The following is a 21677-nucleotide window of genomic DNA, read 5'->3' as shown; positions in this document are numbered from 1 at the left end:
GCGCCGAGTCCCCTTACGGCCGACGTAGTTCTGCAGATTCTTGTCGACGTCGAAGATGAACTCTTCGTTGGCCCCCGGCAGACCGGGAACCATGACCTGCCCCGTGACGTTCCCAGCCTGGTTGACGTACCGGCGCACGGTGGACATGATCCCCTGCCGCCGCAGCACGAGTTGAACCTGATCGACCAGAGCGGGATTCACGAGGTCGAGGACCATGCCACCGGTTGTGGTGCACCCATCACCCTGGAAAATCCCCGCGAGCATTCCGCGCTGGAACTCGTCGCCGAAAGTCAGCACCTCGGGGCCCAGCAGCTTCGTGCTGTAGCCCGTACCAGCCATCGACAACAAGAAGGAAGCGACCACCTTGCTGTTGCAGACCATCCGAACAGACTGGTCCGCACCGCTGACGTACAGCGTGAGATCGGCTCCGAACACGCGCTTGAAGGCTCCTGCGAGTTCTTCATGACGCCGCGTCTCGTGCGCACCGAGCGTGAAGTGCACTCCGTTCGGGACAGTTCGATCAGTCGACCGCTTCGAGACGTGCCCTTCGGCGACGTACCAGCCCAGGATGAGGCCCAGATCGTAGGATTCGTCGACGTACCTGTTGACACCGACGAACCGCTGGGAGTGACGGAACTTGTTCCGGTGCTTAGCGTCAGCGTTGACCTTCCGGATCTGGCCGTCGACATCCTCATACGATCCGGTGCCCACGTGATCCATCAGATCGAAACGCGCGACGGGATGCGTCTCGGCGGGCGCCGTCGTCACGATGAAGTCCGACGGATGGATGTCGCGCGCCGCGAGCCACACGAAGCCGCGAGCGGAGTCCGCACCGTCGCCCTCGATCAAGCTATCGACGTCCCGGCTCGTCCACACCAGCACCGGATGCTCCGGTGTGCATCGGATGGGCTCCTTGTGCCCGAAATGCGATAGCGAGATGAGCTTCTCGGAGTTCGGATTCTCGATCAACCGCTCGACCCGGGCGTAGCTGCCGTCGTGGGAGAGCACGCGGTCACCGGGTGCGAGACTCTCGATCGCCCGCGGTCCCCGATCCGTGTCGATCGGCGTCCCGGCCGGGAAGCACGAGACGGGCTCGCCGCGCTGCTTCTTACCCGAGTTGAGGAAGGTGGGGGTGGCCGGCTGGAACCGGCCGGCGATGATCTCGTCCACGAGCGAAACGGCGAGCTTCTCGTCACCGTCGGCCAGCGTCAGCGCGACCATGCAGACCCGGTCCTCGAAGCGCTCGAGGTAGCGCTTGCCGTCGAAGGTCTTGAGCGTGTAGCTCGTGTAGTACTTGAACGCACCGAGGAACGTGGGGAACCGGAACTTCTTGGCGTACGCGGCGTCGAACAGGCCCTTGACGAAGTCGCGGCTGTACTTCGCCAGCACCTCGGGCTCGTAGTAGTTCTCCTCGACGAGGTAGTCGAGCTTCTCGTCCAGGTTGTGGAAGAACACCGTGTTCTGGTTCACGTGCTGCAGGAAGTACTGCCGCGCGGCCTCGCGGTCCTTCTCGAACTGGATGCGCCCGTCCTTGTCGTACAGGTTGAGCATCGCGTTGAGCGCATGGAAGTCCAGCTCACTGTGGCCGGGGCCCGTGTGGACACCCGACTGGCTCGCCGACGGTACGAGGTCTTCCTGAGTTGCGGTCACGCGATTTCCTTGCTGTTGGTGCGGGAGAAGAAATCGACGAGCCCCGTGCGGACGCGCTGCACGTCGTCCACGGTGCCCATCAGTTCGAAGCGGTACAGGTACGGAACCCGGCATTTGCGGGCGATCACATCGCCCGCATAGCAGAACTCTTCGCCGAAATTCGTGTTGCCGGCCGCGATCACGGCCCGGAGGAGGGAGCGGTTGTGCTGATCGTTGAGGAACCGGATCACCTGCTTGGGGACGTATCCCCCGCCGGAGACCGCCGTGGCCTGCTTCCCCCCGCCGTAGGTGGGAGTGATCAGAACGAAGGGCTCGTCGACGGTGATCGGATCCTCCGCCCGCGTCACCGGGATGCGCACGGCGCGCAGGCCCAGCTTCGTCACGAATCGGTGTGTGTTCTCCGATACCGACGAGAAGTAGACGACGAGCGGCGAGACCATGACTACGCCGTGGCGGCGACGCTCGCGAGTGCCTTCACCCGGTCCGGTCGGAAGCCCGACCAGTGCGCATCGCCCGCGACGACGACGGGGGCCTGCAGGTAGCCGAGCGCCATCACGTAGTCCCGGGCATCCGAATCCTCCGTGATGTCCACCACGCGGTACTCGAGGCCGGCCTTGTCGAGGGCCTTGTAGGTGGCGTTGCACTGCACGCACGCGGGCTTGGTGTAGACGGTGATCTCGACCTGGCTCATAGCGGCTCCCGTTCGTTCGACTGAGTGCCCGACAGCCGTCACGGCTGCCTCGGAATCCCAGTATGGACCTGACGACTGACAAGTTCTTCGCCACGTTTGCCTGCGTGAACTCGGGCAGCCCAGCGGACACTCCAGCTCGTCCTCAAGCCCCCCGGATCCCCGTTTCGGATCTCCGATCGCGCAGTGGACAGAACACTACACCTAGTGGTGGCCCTCCGGAAGCGACACAACCACTTGCGAACAACATTCGTGAAATTACCAGCTCGCAAGACGCTCTTTCGGCCGTTTTTCATCGTGAATCCCCAGGACACGCCGAGGTTCCGCGACACGCCGGTCCGACACGCCCGGCACCGTCGGAATCGGCCCGGCGCACCCCTCCGGACCGAAGCGACGGCCCCTAGCGAACGGGGGCGACGAGCCGCTCGAGGAGGTCGCCGGCGCGCTGCGCGACGGCGTCGTGCTCGCGGGGCGATCGCCCCTCCAGACCCGAGATCGGGAACTCCTCGACGAGCCCCTCGGGAACCTCGCCGCCGGCGATGGTGACGGCACGCTCGGCGTCGGCCAGCGTGGTGTCCAGCCGGTGCCCGACGCCCGCCAGAGCGACGCGCTTACCCGACAGGGCGCTCGCACCGTAGGGCCGCGAGCCCCAGTCGATGACGTTCTTCAGCACGGCGCTGACGGTGCCGTTGTTCGGCGGCGCGAGCAGCAGCAGAGCGTCCGCCGCCGCGATCCGCTCGCGCAGCGCGGCCGCGGCGGCGGGCGCGGCCTCACCGTCGATGTCCTCGTTGTAGAAGGGCACCTCCGCGATGCCCTCCGCGATCTCGACGCGCACCCCCTCGGGCGCGTTGGCGACGGCGACCTCCGCCAGTTCCCGGTTGAGCGAGCTGCTGCGCAGCGATCCGACGACGGCGAGCACGATGATGTCCGACATGATCCTCAGTTCTCCTGACGTTCTGTGCGCGGCCCCACCGGGCCGCATCCGCACAAGTTAACGGACTTCGGTCCGGATTTCTTCCCCAGGATCATGGTGACTCGAAAACGCGCACGGTAGGCTCACTCCGATGACCGGACCACTCCTGCCCCTCGCGCAGCCGCAGACCGAACCGCGCCGCGATGCCGCGCGCAATCGCGAGCTGCTCATCGAGGCCGCGCAGCGCCTGTTCGCCGAGCGCGGGGTCGACGCGGTGAGCATGGACGCCGTGGCGCAGGCAGCGGGCGTCGGCAAGGGCACCGTCTTCCGCCGGTTCGGTTCCCGGGCGGGGCTGCTGCAGGCGCTCCTCGACCACGACGAGATCGAGCTGCAGCAGCGGTTCATGTTCGGCCCGCCCCCGCTGGGGCCGGGCGGCGATCCCGTGCACCGCCTCACCGAGTACGGCAAGGCACGGATGCAGCTCATCGCACGCCACGGCGACCTCCTGCGCGGCGCCGAACAGGCCGCCCGCGACCCGTACGACGAGCCGCCGTGGCGCGTCTCGGCGATGACGGTGCGCGCGATGCTCACCGAGGCCGGGCGTACGACGCACGCCGACGTGTGGTCGGCGGCACTGATGGCCACGCTCAGCCCCGCCTGGGTGCTGCACCAACTCGCGTCGGGCGTCTCACAGGACGAGCTCGAGGTGGTCTGGGCCCAGCACGTCCGGCTACTGGCCGCGGGCTGAGATCTTCGCGAAGTAGGCGAAGCGGTCGTTCGCCACGCGCATGGCGATCTCGTAGGGCAGCGCGAACTTCCGCTTCCAGAAGTACCCGAAGCGGGTGTCGAAGGACGTGTAGACCAGGAACCGGTTCTTCAACACCCCGTCGATGATCGCCTGCGCCGCCTTCTCCGCCGTCACCTTCGGGAACGCGTCGATCCCCTTGTCCACCTTCGGGTTGCTGCGATCGACGCCGTTGATCTGGACGGACTTCACCAGCCCGGTCTCCACGGCCCCAGGAACCACCACCGAGACCCCGATGCCGTGCCGGCGCAGGTCGTAGCGCAGCACCTCGGAGACGCCGACGAGGCCGAACTTCGCGGCCGAGTAGGCCGCGTGCCAGGGCAGCGCGATCAAGCCCGCCGTGGACGAGACGTTGACCAGCTGGCCGCCGCGCCCCGCCGCGATCATCGGTGGGACGAACTCCTCGATGATGTGGATCGGCCCCATGAGATTGATGTCCACGGTCCTGCGCCACTGCTCGTGGGTGAGGTTCTCGACGGTGCCCCACACCGCGATTCCGGCCACGTTCATGACGATGTCCAGCGAGCCGACGGACGCGTGCACCTCCTCGGCGAACGCCCGCACGGCGTCGTAGTCGGACACGTCGAAGGCCCTGGACGCGATGACCTTCGCGCCCAGGGCCGTGACGTGGCGGGTGGCGGCGTCGAGCTGTTCGGCGTTGATGTCGGTCAACACCAGCTCGGCACCGTGCGCCGCGAGAAGATTCGCGGTAGCGCGGCCGATCCCGCTGGCCGCGCCGGTGACGAGGACCTTCTTCCCCTTCAGGTCCTTGATCGGCGTGGCCATGTGGACGAGCCGGACGACATTGCGGAGTGCCATATCAGCCAGCTTGCCAGATCGGTCCGCGCTACCGCTTCCCGCCGGGGCGTGACGTCCCCGGCGGAAGTCGGTGCGGTACTACTTCGGCAGGATCGCGCCGGCGCTCAGGATCGCCTTGAGGATCTCCTGGGCGGCGGCCGGACCCTGCGCGGACTGCAGCGAGTTGAAGGCCTGCGGACTGGACAGCAGGGTGGTCACGAGCTGCTGGCCCTGCGAGCTGGTCAGGAACTCGGTGGCCTTGGGCCCCATCTCGAACAGCGTGTTCACGCCGAGGGCCTGGCTCTGGCCGGGGATCGTGATCTGCGGCAGCTGGGGCAGCGCGAGCTGTCCGAGACCGGGGATGTTGACCGACGTGCCCGCCGGGGCGGTGGCGCTCGGCGCCGTGACCGCGGGGGTGCCGCCCGACGGGGTCGCCCCACCGGTCAGCATCGGGACGCCCGAGACGATCGGCGAGACACCGGTGCCCGTGGTGGGCGTGGCCGGTGCGGCCGCGCCCGGCACCGCCGGAACGATGGGAGTCTGTGCGGGCGCGGTCGGCACTGCGGCCGCGGTCGGCGCGACGGGGGTGACCGCGGTGGCGGCAGGAGCGGCCGGGGTCGCCGGAGCGGCCGGGGTGACCGGGACCGCGGGATCGACCTGCGGTGCGACGGGCTGCTGCACGATCGGCTCGGCGACGGCACCCGCGGGCACCACCTTGCCGGTCAGCTGCTGGATCACGCCGTTGGTCAGCACGGAGGCGTACTGGGTCTGGCCCGCAGCGGAGGTGAGCAGCGCGGCGTCGTCCGCGTTCGCGAGGTTGCCCAGGTTGGCGTAGACGAGCGGGATGTTCACCAGCGACGCGAAGGCGTTGGTGGTCTTGGCGATACCGTCCTTGCCGCCGAGGTACTGCGCGGGGACGAAGCCGCCCGCGGCCGTCGCGTTACGGACGACCGTCGTGGCGGGATCGCTCACGGCCTGCTGAGCGGTCACCTTCGGATCGGAGGCGCCGGGAGCGGCCGTCTCGAGCAGGAATCCACGCTGGGCCGCGTCCTGGACCGCGCTGTTGATGCTCACGGCGAGGTCCGCACCGGAGGCGTTGGCAGCGGTGGCGCGCTGGTCGACGCAGCCGCCGAAGCCGGCGTCGTCCGCGCGGGACATGATCACCTTGGCGCCCTGGGTCTTGAGCGCCGCCTCGACCATCTTGGCCACGGCGTAGTTGACGGTGTGGTCGGCGGTGCCGTTCGAGGCGATCGCCGTGGGGTTGACGCAGGGCACCTTGCCGCCGCGGCCGTCCACCACCTGTCGGGCCTGTTCGGCCGCCGAGGACAGGGACGATCCGGCGTCGAGGAACACGGTCTTGCCGCTCAGCGGCTGTGCGGGGGCGGCGGGCGCGGGGTCGGCGGACGCGAAGCCGGGCGCGCCGAACAGCGCGACGGCCGCGGTCGCCAAGGAACCGGCGAGAACACGGGTCTTCATCATGGGCAGCTGGGCGCCGGGGAAGTGGCGCCGCTCTCCTTCCAAGTCTCTTGTGCAACTTTCGTCACATCAGTCACACGAGAAACAGTCAACCATCAATTGAGACTTTAGGAAAATCTGCGAAGGGCATCGTTACCGAACCGTTACCCGAAGCGGGCGGCGTCAGTCCTCGATGAACGCCGAATCCGCCTGCGCCGCATCCGAGTAGCGCAGCAGGGACAGCACGGCCTGGGCGTCGGGCGCCGCCATCGGGTCGGCGGCGCAACCCTCCACCCGCGCCCGGACGGCCGCACCGTCGAGCCCGATCCCGAGGAAGACGAGCACCGACTCCGGCCCACCCCGGCGCCCGCGCTCCGGCGCCGTGCGCACGTGCCGGCCCACGGAGTGCACCTCGAGCCGCGTCCCGTCGGCGACGGTGACGAAGCCCTTCGTCCGGAACACCCCGCGCGGCGGATCGGCCAGAAACTCGGCCACCGCGCGTGCATCGAGACGCCCGGCGGACACGTCGACCGCGGAGTATTCGTCGTGCAGGTGCGTGTGCTCCCCGGCATGGTCGTGATCGTGTTCGTGCTCCCGCAGTGCTTCGTCGAGCGTGAGCTGACGCGGGGTGCCGACGCGCTCGGCGGCGCGGCGCGCGAGCACGTCCGGATCGATGAGCAGTTCGACGGGAACCACCGCGTCGACGGTGCGGACCACGGGCGCCGACGGTGCGTGTGCCCGGACCAGCGCACGTGCCGCGTCGGGGTCGTCGGCGAGGTCGATCTTGTTGAGTACCACCAGGTCGGCGAGCGCAAGATGGTGACGCAGCGACGGGTGCCGCTCCATCGTGTCCGGCAGATGCGCCGCGTCGGCCACGTAGACCAGGCCGCCGTAGTCGATCCGGGGATCGGGCGCGAGCACCACGCGCCGCACCATGGCCGCGGGCTCGGCGAGGCCCGACGCCTCGACCACGATGAGGTCGAGGCCGCGGCCGGCGAGAGTGCCGAGCACGTCCTCGAGTTCGTCGTCGTCGACGGTGCAGCACACGCAGCCGTTGCTCAGCGACACCGTCCGCACCGACCCGCCGCCGGCCGCGCTCGAGACCAGCATCGCGTCGATGTTCACCGCGCCGAAGTCGTTGACGACGACGCCGATCCGCGCCTCACCCGCGCCGGCGAGCAGGTGGTTGAGCAGCGTCGACTTGCCGGCCCCGAGGTAGCCGGCGACCACGACGACCGGGACGGCGCGGGGGCTCACGGTGCGCAGTCCTCGCACAGGACGGCGAGTTCCCGGTCCTGCGGCGGCGCGAGGTTCGCGACCTTCGAGGTGGGTGCGCCGCACTCCGCGCATCGCCCGATCCGCTTCGCGCCGTCGGAGAAGTCCACGCTCATCCGCCGGTCGAAGACGTACATCGAGCCCTCCCAGAGCCCGCCGTCGCCGAATCGCTCACCGTAGCGGGCGATCCCACCGTCGAGCTGGTAGACCTCGCCGAAGCCGCGCGTGCGCATCACCGCGCTGAGCACCTCGCACCGCACGCCGCCGGTGCAGTAGGTGATCACCGGGCGGTCCTTGAGGTGGTCGTAGTCCCCCGAGTCCAGGAGCGCGACGAAGTCGCGGGTCGTCTTCGCGGGCGTCACCACCGCGCCGGCGAACCGGCCGATCTCGGCCTCGATGGCGTTGCGGCCGTCGAAGAACACGGCGTCGGGCTTCTCGGCGAGCAACGCGTGCACCTCATCGGGCGTCAGGTGCACTCCCCCGCCGTGGACGCCGGCACCGTCGACCTCGATCTCGTCGGGGACGCCGAAGGTGACGATCTCGTCGCGCACCTTCACTGAGAGCTTCGGGAAGTCCGCGGCGGAGCCGTCGGACCACTTCACGTCGGCCCCCTTGAAGGCCGGGTACTCGCGGGTGGCGCGCACGTACCGCTTGACCGCACGGATCTCTCCGCCGACGGTGGCGTTGATCCCGTGCCGGGAGACGATGATCCGGCCGCGGAGACCGTTCGCCTCACACAGCGCCCGCTGCCACAACCGGATCGCGTCCGGATCGGCCAGCGGGGCGAACACGTAGAACAGCACGATCTTGCCCATGACGCGCACCATTCTATCTCCGAACGCCTTGGGCTCAGCCTGCGTCCAAGGGTTCCGACGGTGCCCCCACTCCCCTTCAATGGCCCCCATGCCATTTCGCCTCCCCCGCCGCGCCGCGGCGCTCGCGACCGCCCTCGTCGCGGTGCTCGGCGTCTCCGCGTGCGCGTCGTCGACGGGGCCCGCGTACGATCCGTCGGCGCCGATCGCCGACCAGGTCCCGGCCGGCACCGTCATCACCGTCGCCGACCAGCAGTCCATCCTCAAGACGATGCTCGCCGCATCCGGGGAGGCCGCGAAGCTGGGGTTCGGCGTGAAGTTCGCCGACTTCGCGGGCGGCCCCGCGATCCTCGAGTCCTTCCGCGCCGATGCGACGCAGGTCGCGATCGTCGCCGACGTGCCCCCGATCCACGCGCGGATCGCCCGGTTCCCCAGCCCGATCATCAAGGCCTGGCAGCTCGACCGCGGCGGCGTCTCCACCGTCGCGCGACCGGGCGTCCCGCTGCGCACTCCCGCCGACCTGCGCGGCCGCAAGATCGGCTACGCGGAGGGCACCGCCCACCAGGCGATGGTGCTGCGTCTGCTCCGCGCCGCGGGCCTGTCCAAGCACGACGTCCAGCTCGTACCGCTGCAGCTCACCGAGGTGGGCGAGGCCCTGGGCGCCGGCCAGATCGACATCGCCCCGCTGATGGAGCCGATCAGCACCAAGTACCGGCTCGCCCACCCGGACGCGCAGGTGCTTCCGGACCAGCTCAACCAGGCCGCGCAGTCCGGCCTGATGTTCCTCTACTCACCGCAGGCCGCGCTGGCCGATCCCGCCCGGGCCGCGGCCCTGAAGCGACTCTCGGCGGCGGTCGACCGCGCCCGCGCGTGGGTGGACGCCGACTCCGGCCGCTGGATCCAGACCTACTACGCGGGGGCGCTGAAGATCCCCGCCGCCGTCGGCCGCGTCGCCTACGAGGGCCAGGGCAGCTGGCGGTCCGTGCCGCTCGACCGCGCCCTCGTCGCGCGCCAGCAGAGCACCATCGACGTCCTCGCCGACTTCGGCGAGATCCCCGGCGGCCGCGTCTCCGCCGACGGCTCCGTCGACTTCCGGTTCGACACCCATCCCGCAACGTAAGGGCCCTCCCGTGACCTCTCCCCCGACCGGCCGCCTCGGCAGCGGCCTCGCCCACGATTCGGCGCCCGAGCAGCGACCGGGTGCTCTCGATCCCGACCACGAGCTGCTGCCCCGCACGTCCACGCGCCGCGCCCTCGTCGACTCCCGACCCATCGGCGCGTGGATCCTCGCCGGCCCCGCGCTCGTCGTCGCCCTGTGGGCCGCGGGCTCCGCGACCGGGATCATCCCGGACACCGTCCTGTCCGCGCCGTGGACCGTGGCGAACACCGCCTGGAACCTCGCGGTCGACGGCTCACTGTGGTCCAACATCTGGGCCTCCGCGCAGCGCGCGATCATGCCCTGCCCGGCTTCTTCACGGGCCTGCGCCTCGGGGCGACGGTGGCGTGGCTCGCCCTGGTCGTCGTCGAGCAGGTCGGCGCCTCCGACGGCATCGGCTACCTCATGTACAAGGCCCGGCTCTACGGCCTGACCGACGTCATCGTCGTGGGCCTCGCCGTCTACGCGATCCTCGGCTTCAGCACCGACCTCCTCGTCCGTTTCTCCGCACGAAAGGCCCTGTCATGGCAGAGCACCCTGGCCCACTGACCACGCCGACCGCGAACGGAGACAAGGACGGTCCGGTGATCGAGGCCCGGAACCTGGTGCGCGGCTTCGACGGCCGCGCGGTCCTCCGCGGTATCGACCTGACCATCCGGCGCGGCGAGTTCGTGGCGCTGCTCGGCCGGTCCGGCTCCGGCAAGTCGACGCTGCTCCGCGCCATCGCGGGCCTCGACGACGGGGTCCCCGGATCCGGTGTGCTCGAGGTCGATCCGCGGCGCGCCGTGGTCTTCCAGGACTCCCGGCTGCTCCCCTGGTCGCGCGTGCTCGACAACGTCATCCTCGGCCTGGGCGGCGCCGATGCCGAGGACGTGGGCCGCGAACTCTTGCGGGAGGTCGAACTGGACGGACGCGAGAGGGCCTGGCCCAGGGAGCTCTCCGGCGGACAGCAGCAGCGGGTCGCGTTGGCCCGCAGCCTGGTCCGCGAACCCGCCGTCCTCCTCGCCGACGAGCCCTTCGGCGCGCTCGACGCACTCACCAAACGCAAGATGCACGACCTGCTCCGGCGCCTCGTGGCACGGCACCGGCCCGGCGTCCTGCTCATCACGCACGACGTCGACGAGGCCATTGCGCTCGCCGACCGGATCCTCGTGCTGGACCACGGCATCCTGTCCGTGGACGTCACCCTCGCCGACGGTGCCGGGCGTGGGCCCGGCGAGCCGGGGTTCGCGGAGCTGCGCGGTTCGCTGCTCGACGCCCTGGGCGTCGAGCGGGGACGGAGGGTGGCCACCACCGCATGACGATCCCCGATCACGCCCGCGGGTACGACGGTTTCACCGGGCGGATCGGCCGCTCCGAGACCGAATCGGAACCGGCCTGGCCCGCGGAGACACGGGCGCGACCCGGGGCGCCGAACATCATCGTGGTCCTCGTCGACGACATGGGCTTCTCGGACATCGGTCCGTACGGGTCGGAGATCCCCACCCCGCACCTGGACGCTCTCGCCGCCCGCGGCATCGTCTCCACCAACCACCACACCACACCGGTGTGCTCGCCCGCCCGCGCTGCGCTGCTCACGGGGCTCAATCCCCACCGGGCGGGCTACGGTTCGGTCGCGAACTCCGATCCGGGCTTCCCGAACCGCGCCTGAGCCTCGCCGACGACGTGCTCACCCTGCCGGAGATCCTCCGCGAATCCGGCTACGCCACCTACGCGGTCGGCAAGTGGCACCTGGCGAAGGACTCGCGGCTCGGGCCGGACGCGGACCGCTCGTCGTGGCCGTTGCAGCGCGGCTTCGACCACTACTACGGCTCCCTGGAGGGGCTGAACTCGTTCTTCCACCCGAACCAGCTGGTCCGGGACAACACCGTCGACCCCGTGGCCGAGTACCCGGAGGACTTCTACGTCACCGACGCGCTCACCGATACCGCGGTCTCGTGGATCAAGGACCTGCGGGCGCACGACGCGGAGAAGCCCTTCTTCCTCTACTTCGCGCACATCGCGATGCACGGTCCGCTGCAGGTGAAGGAAGAGGATCTGCCGCGCGGCGACCTCGACTACGCCCGCGGCTGGGACGCGGTGCGCGCGCAGCGGTTCGCGTGGCAGCAGGAGCTCGGCCTGTTCGGCCCGGACGTGCGGCCGGCGCGGCGCAACAGCGAGCCCGGCTACGACGTGCCGCCGTGGGATGAGCTCGATCCCGAACGGCAGCGGCGGTTCGCGAAGTACATGCAGGTGTACGCGGCGATGGTGCGCACCGTCGACGACAGCCTGGGTCGGCTGCTGGAGACGGTCGAGCGATTGGGCGAGCGGGAGAACACGATCGTGGTCTTCACCTCCGATAACGGTGGCACCGCCGAGGTCGGCCCGGAGGGCACGCGCAGCTACTTCGCCGAGTTCGTGAAGTTCGCCGACGGCATCGGACCCGACGGGTGGGAGGGCGACGTCGATCACCCGGAGGAGCTGATCGGCACCGCTCGGCTCGGCGTGCACTACCCGCGCGGCTGGGGGCAGGTGTCCAACACGCCCTTCCGGTTCTACAAGGGCCAGACCTTCGCGGGCGGCGTGCGCGTGCCCCTCGTCCTGTCCTGGCCCGCGGGCCTGCCGGAGGCGCGCGGCGTCCGCGAGCAGTTCTCCTTCGTCACCGACGTGGCACCCACGCTGCTGGACCTGGCGGACGTCCCGACGCCCGCCGCGCGGCACGGGCTCCCCGCGCAGGAACGCGACGGCCTCTCGCAGCGCGCCGCCTGGGCCGACGCCGGCGCACCGTCGGCCCGCACGCGCCAGTACTCGGAGTTCCGCGGGCATCGCGGCTACTACCGCGACGGCTGGAAGTTGCTGAGCCTGCACGGCCGGGGCGACGATCCGCTCGCGCCGCGCTGGCAGCTCTTCGACAACCGCGCGGACCCCGCCGAGACCACCGACCTCGCCGCGCAGCACCCCGACCTCGTCGCCGAGTTGGCCGCCGAGTGGGAGCACGAGGCCTGGCGGAACACGGTGTTCCCCATCGTGATCGACGGGTCCACCCGCAACCCCGCGGAGCGGCGCCTCGCCGATCCCGTGCGACTGCTGCCCGGCACGCCCGTGCTCGAGCGGTACCGCTCGGCGAAACTCGTGCAGTACCGGGACTTCCGCGTCGACATCGACGTGGAGATCGGCAGTGGTACCGGTGGCGGCGCCGAGGGCGTCCTCGTCGCGCACGGCGACGCGCTGGGCGGCTACCTCGTCTACGTCGAAGACGGCGCAGTCGTGCTCGGCTACAACGCCTACGGCCGGTACGCGGAGGCCCGCTCGGGCCCCGTCGAGCCGGGCCGGCGCACCGTCACGCTCACGGCGACGGTGCGCCCGAACCTCCGCTGGGACCTCGCGCTCGCGGTCGACGGCACCGAGTCCACCGTGCTCCCGGACCGCGTCCAGCTCATCGGCATGGCGCCGTGGACCGGGATCTCCGTCGGCCTCGACGCCCGCGGGCCGGTCGCGTGGGAGCTGCGCGAGCGGCGGGGCACGTTCCCGTACTCCGGTGCGCTGCACGCGGTCACGTACACGCCGGGCCCCGTGGGCGTCCCGTCGGACGACATCGACCGCCTGCAGCAGGAGGCCGAGGAGGAGGCGGACTGAGCGGATTGCGCCCGCGCTGAACGCAACCCTGGCCCCGTCGGCCCGAATCGGGTGAGCTGGGTGCACCACGCACGCAACGCACCGACGGAGGCAGCCATGACCGCAACGCTCGAGCCCACCACCACCGCACCCGACATCACCGTGACCAAGCTGAGTGAGCACATCGGGGCGATCGTGCACGGGGTCCGGGTCGGCGGCGACATCGACGACGCGACCGCGGAGACGATCCTCGACCTGCTCGCCGAGCACGAGGTGATCTTCTTCCGCGGCCAGGACCACCTCGACGACGCCGGCCAGCACGCCTTCGCCGCGCGCCTCGGCGTACCCACCACCCCGCACCCGACGGTCCGCTCGGACTCGGACCTGCTGCCCATCGAGGGCGCGGCGAACAGCTGGCATACGGACGTCTCTTTCGTCGATCGCGTGCCGAAGGCGTCGATCCTGCGGCCCGTGGTGCTGCCGCCGCACGGCGGGAACACGACGTGGGCGTCCACCACGCGCGCCTACGACCGGCTGCCCGCGCCGCTCAAGGCGCTCGCGGAGAACCTGCGGGCGATCCACACCAACGACTACGACTACGCCGGCCACAACGCCACCTACCAGCGCGCCGAGTACCACCGCGAGTTCATCCGGAACATCTTCGAGGCCGAGCACCCCGTGGTGCGCGTGCACCCGGAGACGGGCCGCCGCTCCCTTCTTCTGGGCCACTTCGTCAAGTCCTTCGCCGGCCTGAGCAGCCACGACTCGGCGCCGATCCTCGCGCTGCTGCAGCGGCGGATCGAGAACCCGGACAACACCGTCCGCTGGGCGTGGCAGCCGGGCGACGTGGCGATCTGGGACAACCGCTCCACGCAGCACTTCGGCATCAACGACTACGGCGACCACCAGCGCCTGCTGCGCCGCGTGACGCTCGCCGGCGACCTGCCCGTGGGCGTCGACGGGCGGGAGGGCGTGGCGCTCAAGGGCGATGCCTCGGACTACGCGCCGGTGACCCCCGCGCGCTCGCGGGGCTGATCCAGCCAGCTCAGGATCTGCTCGTAGACGGCGTCCGAGCGGAGCAGGGTGAAGTGATGGGCTCCGCCGAGGTGCATCCCCGCCTCGGCGGCGAACCCGATGCGGCGGGCTGCGTTCCGGCCCGCCGCACTCGGCGCGAGCACGAGGCCGTCGCCCAGGAGGCGCCCCACCGGGTGCCGCGCGTCGCGGGTGAAGGTGGCGGCGACGAAGTAGTGCTCCGCACCCTCCAGGAGCGGGATCTCCGCCGCGGCGGCGGCGCCGAGCGCGTCGGCCTCGCGGCCCCGCCAGTCCTCGTCGACGATCGAACCCCCGCGCAGGTCACGGATCCCCGCGCTGCGTCGGCGCAGGAGTCGCCCGAAGGGCGCCGTCTCCGGGATCGCGGTCAGTGCCGCGCTGCCGTAGTGCGCGGCCTGCTCCAGCGGGGCGCCCAGGTGCGGCGTCCCCAGGCTGACGGTGGCCGATACCGCTGCGGGCCACGCCATCACCGCCTCGTCGGCGCGATGCGTCGCGCTGCGGGCGACGAGGCCGCCCATGGAGTGACCGATGAGCACGAGGTCCGTGACGGGGACCGGCCAGGCCGCGACGAGCCGCTCCAGCAGCTCCGCCAGATCGCGCCCGTTGTCGCTGATGTGTCGCCCGCTGTTGTAGCGCACGTACACCGGGGTGGCGCCGAGGTCGACCGCCAGCCGCACGCCGTAGTCGTCGGCCTCCAGGCCGCCCACGCCCCACGCGTGCTCGGTCTCGGTGAGCCCGTGCAGGAGCACCACCACGCGGCCCGTCGCGCCGTCGAAGACCTCCGCCGGATCGAGCCGGCCGGGCGGGACGGGCCCCTCGCCCAGGTGGACGACGGCGCCGTCGACCCGGACCGTGACGGGGTCCGCGGCCAGCGGCGAGCCCTGGGCCGCGAGGTCGTCGCCGATGAGCCCGAGCACGGCGCCGATCACCGTCGCCCCGCGCACCGTCTCCGACGGTGGCCGGTCCCCCGGCCAGTCCGCACCCACGGCGGCGACCCGCCCGACGGTCCGCGCGACGGTGCTGATGGTCGCGTAGACGCCGTCGGTGATGCCGTCGTGCAGGGCGCGCACCGGCGCGACCGCAGGGCCGACGCCCAGGCGGACGTAGCGGAAGACCCGGTCGGAGATCGCCCGGTGCACGCCGTGCACGCCGTCAGCGGCGCCCGCGATCTCGCTGCAGCCCAGCTCAGCGAGAGCACGCACCTCGGCGCGACGGCGATCTTCGACAACACTCACGAAGATCGAGTGTACGAGTGTGCACTCGAACTGTCCAGCGGCGACGTCAGGCGCGGTACTCCCAGCCGGCGGCGACCCACTCGGCGGACGGCATGCAGTTGCGGCCGTCGAGCAGCACGGGGTTGCGCACGACCGCGCCGACCACGGCCGGGTCCAGCTCGCGGAACTGGGTCCACTCGGTGAGCACCAGCACCACGTCGGCGCCCTCGCAGGCCTCGAGTGCGGTGGTGGCGTAGTCCAGCGTCGGGAAGACGCGGCGCGAGTTGTCCATGGCCTCGGGGTCGTACACCGAGACGGCCGCGCCCTGCAGCTGGATCTGGCCCGCGATGTTGAGCGCGGGCGAGTCGCGCACGTCGTCGGAGTCCGGCTTGAAGGCGGCGCCGAGCACGGCGACCTTCGCGCCGAGCAGCGAGCCGCCGCAGGCCTCCCGCGCCAGGTCCACCATACGGGTGCGGCGGCTCATGTTGATCGCGTCGACCTCGCGGAGCAGGCCGTGCATGTGGCCGGCGCCGAGCTCGCCCGAACGGGCCATGAAGGCGCGGATGTCCTTCGGCAGGCAGCCGCCGCCGAAACCGATTCCGGCGCCGAGGAACTTGCGGCCGATGCGGGAGTCGACGCCGATCGCGTCGGCCAGGGCCACCACGTCGGCGCCCGCCGCCTCGCAGACCTCGGCGACGGCGTTGATGAACGAGATCTTGGTGGCCAGGAAGGCGTTCGCGGAGATCTTCACCAGCTCCGCGGTCGCGGTGTCGGTGATGAAGAACGGGGTGTCGCGGGCGAGGATCTCCGCGTAGACCTCGCGGGCGACCTCCTCGGCGCGGCCGCCGGGCTCGACGCCGAGCACGAGGCGATCGGGCTCGAGCGTGTCCTTGACGGCGTGTCCCTCGCGGAGGAACTCGGGGTTCCAGGCGAATTCGACGCTGACCGCCGCCGGCACCAGCTCGGCCGCGCGGGCCCGGAGCAGGTCGGTGGTGCCGACGGGGACCGTCGACTTGCCGAGGATCACCGCGTCGCGGCGCAGGTGCGGCACGAGCGAGTCGATCACGGAGTTCACATAGGTCAGGTCGGCCGCGAACTCGCCCTTGCGCTGCGGGGTGCCGACCGCGATGAAGTGCACGTCGCCGAACGCGCCGGCCTCCTCGTAGGAGTCCGTGAAGCGCAAGCGTCCGGCCTCGATGTTCCGCTTGAGCACCGCGGGCAGGCCGGGCTCGTGGAAGGGCACCTTGCCCTCCGAGAGCGCGGCGATCTTGCTGAGGTTGACGTCGACGCCGAGCACCTCGTGGCCCAGCTCCGCCATGCACGCCGCGTGCGTGGCTCCCAGGTACCCCGTACCCAGCACTGTGATCTTCATGCGCCGAAGGTAAGCGCGGCACGGCACGCCACGGAAGGGCGCCGGGCCGGAGTTCGGCAAGGGTTACACGGGGATTCACACGCAGGGCGGCGACGGCACCGTCGCGTTCGCCGGGCGTTCGCCCGAGCTTCGCCACCCGGTCACCCGGCCGGGTCAGAGCACTTCGGGACCGTCCGACGGCGCGCCGTTCCCGCCGGCGGGGCCGGCACCGTCGTAGGAGGACGAGCCGCGCCGCGGCTCCCGGCCCTCGCGGCCCTTGAGGATGCGCTTGGGCAGGCGATTGACCAGGTCGCTCATGGGGTTGACGGCGGCGGTCATGAGGGCCACCGCCTCGTTGAGTTCGGCTACCACGTCGGGGAGCTGGGAGACGGCGTCGAGGGTGCCGCCGGGGGCGATGGCGCGCTCGATGGCGCCCTCCTGACCGAGGAGCTGGTCGACGATGCCGCCGTCCGCGATCGCGCGGTCGATGATGCCGCCGGGCTCCGTGAGCTTGTCGATGAGGCCGTCCTGGCCTGTGAGCTTGTCGAGGACTCCGTCCTTCGCGGCGAGCTTGTCGAGCACGCCGCCCTTCTCGGTGAGCTTGTCCAGCACACCGTCCTTGGTCATGAGCTTCTCGAGCACGCCGTCGGGTGCGGTGAGCTTGTCGATGACGCCGCCCTCGGAGGTGAGCCGCTCGAGAACGCCCTCCGACTCGGTGATCTGGTCGACGACGCCGCCGGGGCGCGTGAGCCGGTCCAGCGGGCCTCCCTCCGAGGTGAGGCGGGTGATCGGGCTGTCGTCCTTGGTCACCTGGTCGAGGAGACCGCCCGATTCGGTGAGCTTCTCCAGCATGCCGCCGGGCTCGGTCAGCCGGTCGACGACGCCGCCCTGCTTGAGCACACGGTCCAGCGGTCCACCGCGGGACAGGATGATCCCGACGGGGCGGTCGGGCTCGAGCAGCGAGGCGAGGCGCTGCAGGAGCTGCATCGGCGTGGCCGAGGACATCCCCGCCTCCACGTGCAGGGCGTTGCTCACCTCCGAGTCGACGTTCTGCACGGCGAAGCGGGTGACGGCGACGCCGCCCTCGATCGCCGACATCGCGGCGTCGGCGGTCGAGAACACGACGCGCAGCGGTGTGGTGACGATGCCCTTGAGGTCCATAGCCGCCCATCGTAGGGGGCGGAGTGAGAGGATCAAGATCGAATTCACTCATTGCACGACGGCGGAGGCGGCTCGAGGTGACCACGCGCGCGTCCGACGACCTCCTCCCGCACCTGCGGCGAGCCCGGGATCACGCGGACCGCAACTACTCCGAGCCGCTCGACCTCGCCGCGCTGGCCGCGGTCTCGGGGATCAGCAAGTTCCACTTCCAGCGGTTGTTCACCGCCACCTACGGCGTGTCACCCGCGGAGCACCTCTCGCGCCGGCGCATCGAACGCGCCCAGGACCTGCTCCGGACCACCAACCTCACGGTGACCGAGATCTGCGCCGCGGTCGGCTTCTCGAGCCTCGGGTCGTTCAGCAGCCGGTTCCGCGAGCTCGTGGGCGAGTCGCCCAGTCGGTTCCGGGCCCGGTGGTCCGACGGTGCGCCGCGCATCCCCAGTTGTTTCGTGTTCATGGCGGGCCTCGCCGAGCGCCACACCTCCGCAAGCGAGGAGAAGCGCCCGGGGCCGAGCGGCTCCTAGGCTCGGGGCCATGATCATCAAGAACATCTCGCTCGTGTCGGTGTGGGTCCAGGACCTCGACGAATCGCTCCGCTTCTACACGGAGATCCTCGGCTTCGACCCCAAGGACGACATCACCATGGGGCCCGACTTCCGCTGGGTCACCGTCGCCCATCCCGCGCAGCCCGAGCTGCAGATCCACCTGACCACCCCGTCGAAGCCGCTCTCCGACGACCTGATCGCCGCGATGCAGCGCGCGCAGGCCGATGGCGGACTCCCCGGCCTCGGCCTCGCCGTCGACGACTGCCGGGCGACCTACGAGGCGTTGTCCGCCAAGGGTGTCGAGTTCATCCAGCCGCCCGAGGAACGCCCCTACGGCGTCGAGGCGCTGATGCGCGACAACTCGGGCAACTGGATGGTGCTCGTCGAGGCGCGGGAGTACACCCCGGAGGACTTCGAGGGAGTCTCCTTCGACTGAGCCGCCCGACCGCGCGGATGGGACCGGGCCGGCGCGATGCGGTGCCGCCCCGCCTCGACCAGGTGGCCGCCGAGAGCTGAGCCACATCACCACGTCTGGGATGATCGTGGCGTGACCGAGAAGAGTGTCCTCGCGGACCCCGTGAACGCCGCACTGTCGGGTCCGCACGCCCGATTCGCCCAGATCAGTGGCCGAATTCGGCGGTATGATCCCGCGGTGTCCGTGTTCTTCGGGCACCCCCGTGAGCTCACCGCCGACGACTACGCCGATACCGCCCGGCTCGCCGGGGACGACGGCGTCGTGCTCCTCCGCGACCGGGCCACGGACGTGCCCTCCGGGTGGGCCCGGATCGAGAAGATCGGGCTGCTCCAATACGACGGCAGCGCGATCGAATCCGCACCGGAGCCGGCCGCCGTGCTGCTCACGGCCGCGGACGTTCCCGAGATGACGGCCCTCGTCGAGCGCACGAAGCCCGGCCCCTTCCTGCCGCGCACGATCGAACTCGGCGCGTACATCGGGATCCGGGACACCGACGGCGCCCTCATCGCGATGGCGGGCGAGCGCATGCACCCGACCGGGTGGACGGAGATCAGCGCCGTCTGCACGGCGCCCGAGGCCCGCGGCCGCGGCCTGGCATCACGGCTGATCCGCGCGGTGGCCCACGGCATCCGCGAGCGGGGCGAGAAGCCCTTCCTGCACACCTCCGACGACAACCCCGCGCAGAAGCTCTACGAGGACATGGGTTTCACCCTGACCAGCGTGGTCCCGCTCGAGGTCTTCCGGGTCGACGGCGCGTGAACCGCAGGGACTTGGACCGGCGCGGACTGCTGGCACTGCTCGCGGCCGGGACCGTCGGGGCGCTGGCCGGATGCGCCCCCGTCTCCGCGCTGCCCGACGACGACGACCGTTCGTCGACGAGTGTCGCGCCCGCGGCACCGTCGAAGCCCTTCGGCCCGCCGCCCGCCGGCACGACCCGCGCACGGATTCCAGCGCGCCCCATCACGCGCTTGCCGGGCGAGGGCCGCAACCTCGCGCTCACGGTCGACGACGGTGCGAGCGCCGAGGTCGTGGGCGCCTACGCCCGGTTCGCGCGCGACACCGGTGCGCGCCTGACCTTCTTCGTGACCGGGAGCTTCGAGGGGTGGACGGCGCACCGGGACGCGCTGCGGCCTCTGGTGGATTCCGGCCAGGTACAGCTGGGCAACCACACCTGGAGCCACCCCTCGCTCGTCTCGCTCGGTCCACAGGGGGTGGCACGAGAGCTCCAGCGCACCAAGGACTTCCTCCGCCAGAACTTCGGGACCGACGGTACGCCCTACTACCGGCCGCCCTTCGGGTACCACAACGCCGCCGTCGACGCCGTCGCCGCTGACCTCGGCTACACGGTGCCCACGCTCTGGTACGGCTCCCTCTCGGACTCGGGACTCGTCACCGAGCAGTACCTGCTGGAGTGCGCACGGAAGTACCTGCGGGAGCAGGCGATCGTGATCGGCCACGCCAATCACGCGACCGTCACCCACGTCTACGGTCAGCTCACGGAGATCATCCGCTCGCGGAACCTGCAGCTGGTCACGTTGAACGACGTGCTGCAGGCGCCTCCGCGCTGACACGCCCGCCGGTCGCCCGGCGGGCCGGATCCATCAGGCTGCGACCCGCGACTCCGGGACGGTCCGCACCGCCACGACACACGCGCCGATCAGCAGCGCGACGAGGACCGCGCCGATGCCGAAGGTCTCCCAGTCGAACGGGCCGGCCGCGGCACCGTCGGCCTGCTTACGAGCCGAGCCCGACAGGAAGGGCACGATGAGCAGCACGCCGATGCCGGCGACCGCCTCGGCGGCGACGACCTTGGGGAAGTGGTGCAGGGCGAGCCGGACGATGGTGTCGTCCTCCCCCGCGAGCCTGGCCCGCGCGATCGCGGGGATGAGGACACGCACGTTGTAGACGCCGGCGCCGACCATCGCCGCCACCAGCACCAGCTTGATCAGCAGGTAACGCCCGTACGGGGTGGTCACGAACTGCGCGAAGGATCCGAGGTGCACCCAGGTCAGCCACAGGCCGCTCACGCCGACGGTGATCACCGCACCCATGGCCCACGCACTGAACCGCACCCACATGCGTTCGAAGGCGCCGGCACCGTCGCCCCCGGAACGCCGGGCCCTCAGACCCGCCGCGGCGAGCACGAACACCCCGCCGAGCCAGACCACACAGGCCAGGATGTGCGCGAGCTTGAGCACGCGGTTGGCCGTCGCGTCCATGCCCACGACCGCCGTGGTCAGGCTGGGTGCCGATGCCGTCAGCACGACGACGGCGAAGCCCACCGTCGCGACGGTCGCCATGGCCCGTCCGTGCAGGCGCCGGACCGCGAGCAGCAGGACGGCGGCGAGCGCGAAGAGGCCGAGCTGCACCGTGGCCATCACCGACGCCGAGATCCAGGCGCCCTTCTCGAGCGGGAGGTCCAGATAGGCGCCGAACCGGCTCGGCGAGAGCGACTCGGTGAAGGAGAAGCCGAGCTTGGTGCGTGCGATGCGCCCCGCGTACTGGGCGTACCCCGCGATCACGACGAACACCGCGACGGCCGGCGCGAGGCCCCGCAGACTGCGATCGGCCGCCCCGCCGCGCGCGCCCGCGGGCAACAGGAACGCCAACGCCAGGAACAGCCCGCCCGACAGCGCGAGCGCGCCGAAGTAGCCCATCTGCGTGAGGATGCGCCACAGCGGTGGAGCGGCGGGGGCGGCCGCCGCGAAATGCAAGGTAAGGCTAGTCATAGTCAT

20 protein-coding genes and 3 pseudogenes are annotated in these 21677 nt (G+C 70.9%); 10 read left to right on the top strand and 13 right to left on the bottom strand.

Features of this window, described 5'->3' with window-relative positions; translation table 11 throughout:
* Positions 1-120: 120 nt before the first annotated feature.
* The 5 genes and pseudogenes from ABZX10_RS07120 to ABZX10_RS07100 form a co-directional block, all read right to left on the bottom strand.
* A pseudogene (locus tag ABZX10_RS07120) lies at positions 121-1071 on the bottom strand (LAGLIDADG family homing endonuclease); the annotation flags it as partial.
* A gap of 6 nt (positions 1072-1077) precedes the next feature.
* Positions 1078-1650, bottom strand: a pseudogene (locus tag ABZX10_RS07115) (ribonucleotide reductase N-terminal alpha domain-containing protein); the annotation flags it as partial.
* A complete protein-coding gene (nrdI, locus tag ABZX10_RS07110; protein ID WP_355536398.1) occupies positions 1647-2090 on the bottom strand; it encodes a class Ib ribonucleoside-diphosphate reductase assembly flavoprotein NrdI in 444 nt (147 codons plus the stop codon). The pseudogene ABZX10_RS07115 and the gene nrdI, both read right to left, overlap by 4 nt.
* Before the next feature lie 2 nt (positions 2091-2092).
* Positions 2093-2341, bottom strand: a complete 249-nt coding sequence (nrdH, locus tag ABZX10_RS07105; RefSeq protein ID WP_068571997.1) for a glutaredoxin-like protein NrdH — start codon at positions 2339-2341, stop codon at positions 2093-2095.
* Between the two features lie 397 nt (positions 2342-2738).
* Positions 2739-3272, bottom strand: a complete 534-nt coding sequence (locus ABZX10_RS07100) for an NAD(P)H-dependent oxidoreductase (protein WP_355536394.1) — start codon at positions 3270-3272, stop codon at positions 2739-2741.
* Positions 3273-3402: 130 nt separating this feature from the next.
* Here ABZX10_RS07100 and ABZX10_RS07095 point away from each other — a divergent pair, with 130 nt between their 5' ends.
* Positions 3403-3999: a helix-turn-helix domain-containing protein gene (locus tag ABZX10_RS07095; protein WP_355536391.1), complete on the top strand. Its 597-nt coding sequence runs from the start codon at positions 3403-3405 to the stop codon at positions 3997-3999.
* Here the strand turns inward: ABZX10_RS07095 and ABZX10_RS07090 are convergent.
* From ABZX10_RS07090 to ABZX10_RS07075, 4 genes are all read right to left on the bottom strand, one after another.
* Entirely contained in the window at positions 3982-4875 is an 894-nt protein-coding gene (locus ABZX10_RS07090; protein WP_355536388.1) for an SDR family oxidoreductase, read from the bottom strand. The two genes, ABZX10_RS07095 and ABZX10_RS07090, sit on opposite strands and share 18 nt — an antisense overlap.
* Positions 4876-4953: 78 nt before the next feature.
* The gene (locus ABZX10_RS07085; protein WP_355536385.1) at positions 4954-6330 is read right to left on the bottom strand and encodes an N-acetylmuramoyl-L-alanine amidase; all 1377 of its coding nucleotides are present in this window, start codon (positions 6328-6330) and stop codon (positions 4954-4956) included.
* A 162-nt stretch (positions 6331-6492) separates the two neighbouring features.
* A complete protein-coding gene (locus ABZX10_RS07080; protein ID WP_355536382.1) occupies positions 6493-7566 on the bottom strand; it encodes a CobW family GTP-binding protein in 1074 nt (357 codons plus the stop codon).
* A complete protein-coding gene (locus ABZX10_RS07075; RefSeq protein ID WP_355536379.1) occupies positions 7563-8399 on the bottom strand; it encodes a rhodanese-related sulfurtransferase in 837 nt (278 codons plus the stop codon). The genes ABZX10_RS07080 and ABZX10_RS07075 overlap by 4 nt, the downstream gene beginning before the upstream one ends.
* An 88-nt stretch (positions 8400-8487) precedes the next feature.
* Between ABZX10_RS07075 and ABZX10_RS07070 the strand changes: the two genes are divergently transcribed.
* From ABZX10_RS07070 to ABZX10_RS07050, 5 genes and pseudogenes are all read left to right on the top strand, one after another.
* Positions 8488-9516 (top strand): ABC transporter substrate-binding protein, encoded by a 1029-nt coding sequence (locus ABZX10_RS07070; RefSeq protein WP_355536376.1) that lies wholly within the window; start codon positions 8488-8490, stop codon positions 9514-9516.
* Between the two features lie 297 nt (positions 9517-9813).
* Positions 9814-10101 (top strand): ABC transporter permease subunit, encoded by a 288-nt coding sequence (locus ABZX10_RS07065; RefSeq protein WP_355536373.1) that lies wholly within the window; start codon positions 9814-9816, stop codon positions 10099-10101.
* Positions 10077-10853, top strand: a complete 777-nt coding sequence (locus ABZX10_RS07060; RefSeq protein ID WP_355536370.1) for an ABC transporter ATP-binding protein — start codon at positions 10077-10079, stop codon at positions 10851-10853. The genes ABZX10_RS07065 and ABZX10_RS07060 overlap by 25 nt, the downstream gene beginning before the upstream one ends.
* Positions 10850-13167: pseudogene (locus tag ABZX10_RS07055) on the top strand (arylsulfatase). Before ABZX10_RS07060 ends, ABZX10_RS07055 begins: the two are co-directional and overlap by 4 nt.
* 96 nt (positions 13168-13263) lie before the next feature.
* A complete protein-coding gene (locus ABZX10_RS07050) occupies positions 13264-14181 on the top strand; it encodes a TauD/TfdA family dioxygenase (protein WP_355536367.1) in 918 nt (305 codons plus the stop codon).
* On the opposite strand, the gene ABZX10_RS07045 is transcribed toward ABZX10_RS07050, so the two are convergent.
* From ABZX10_RS07045 to ABZX10_RS07035, 3 genes are all read right to left on the bottom strand, one after another.
* Positions 14145-15431, bottom strand: coding sequence for an alpha/beta hydrolase (locus ABZX10_RS07045; protein WP_355536364.1), 1287 nt, complete (start codon positions 15429-15431; stop codon positions 14145-14147). The genes ABZX10_RS07050 and ABZX10_RS07045 overlap by 37 nt on opposite strands.
* A 46-nt stretch (positions 15432-15477) precedes the next feature.
* Positions 15478-16782 carry a UDP-glucose/GDP-mannose dehydrogenase family protein gene (locus ABZX10_RS07040; protein ID WP_355536361.1) on the bottom strand — a complete coding sequence of 435 codons (1305 nt, stop codon included), beginning with the start codon at positions 16780-16782 and terminating at the stop codon, positions 15478-15480.
* 153 nt (positions 16783-16935) lie between these two features.
* Positions 16936-17922, bottom strand: a complete 987-nt coding sequence (locus ABZX10_RS07035; RefSeq protein ID WP_355536358.1) for a hypothetical protein — start codon at positions 17920-17922, stop codon at positions 16936-16938.
* Between the two features lie 77 nt (positions 17923-17999).
* Here ABZX10_RS07035 and ABZX10_RS07030 point away from each other — a divergent pair, with 77 nt between their 5' ends.
* From ABZX10_RS07030 to ABZX10_RS07015, 4 genes are all read left to right on the top strand, one after another.
* Positions 18000-18446 (top strand): AraC family transcriptional regulator, encoded by a 447-nt coding sequence (locus ABZX10_RS07030; RefSeq protein ID WP_355536355.1) that lies wholly within the window; start codon positions 18000-18002, stop codon positions 18444-18446.
* Between the two features lie 13 nt (positions 18447-18459).
* Complete coding sequence (locus ABZX10_RS07025) at positions 18460-18903, top strand: VOC family protein (RefSeq protein WP_355536673.1); 444 nt, start codon at positions 18460-18462, stop codon at positions 18901-18903.
* A 111-nt stretch (positions 18904-19014) separates the two neighbouring features.
* Positions 19015-19701: a GNAT family N-acetyltransferase gene (locus ABZX10_RS07020; RefSeq protein ID WP_355536352.1), complete on the top strand. Its 687-nt coding sequence runs from the start codon at positions 19015-19017 to the stop codon at positions 19699-19701.
* Between the two features lie 11 nt (positions 19702-19712).
* On the top strand, positions 19713-20510 hold the full coding sequence (locus ABZX10_RS07015) for a polysaccharide deacetylase family protein (RefSeq protein ID WP_355536670.1): 798 nt from the start codon (positions 19713-19715) through the stop codon (positions 20508-20510).
* 33 nt (positions 20511-20543) lie between these two features.
* Here ABZX10_RS07015 and ABZX10_RS07010 read toward each other — a convergent pair whose 3' ends face one another.
* Positions 20544-21671 (bottom strand): CopD family protein, encoded by a 1128-nt coding sequence (locus ABZX10_RS07010; protein ID WP_355536349.1) that lies wholly within the window; start codon positions 21669-21671, stop codon positions 20544-20546.
* Positions 21672-21677 lie beyond the last annotated feature (6 nt).

It is taken from the genome of Tsukamurella sp. NPDC003166, assembly GCF_040611135.1.
Lineage (GTDB): Bacteria > Actinomycetota > Actinomycetes > Mycobacteriales > Mycobacteriaceae > Tsukamurella.
Note: the sequence above shows the minus strand (reverse complement) of the source record. Positions and strands in the feature narration are given on the sequence as shown.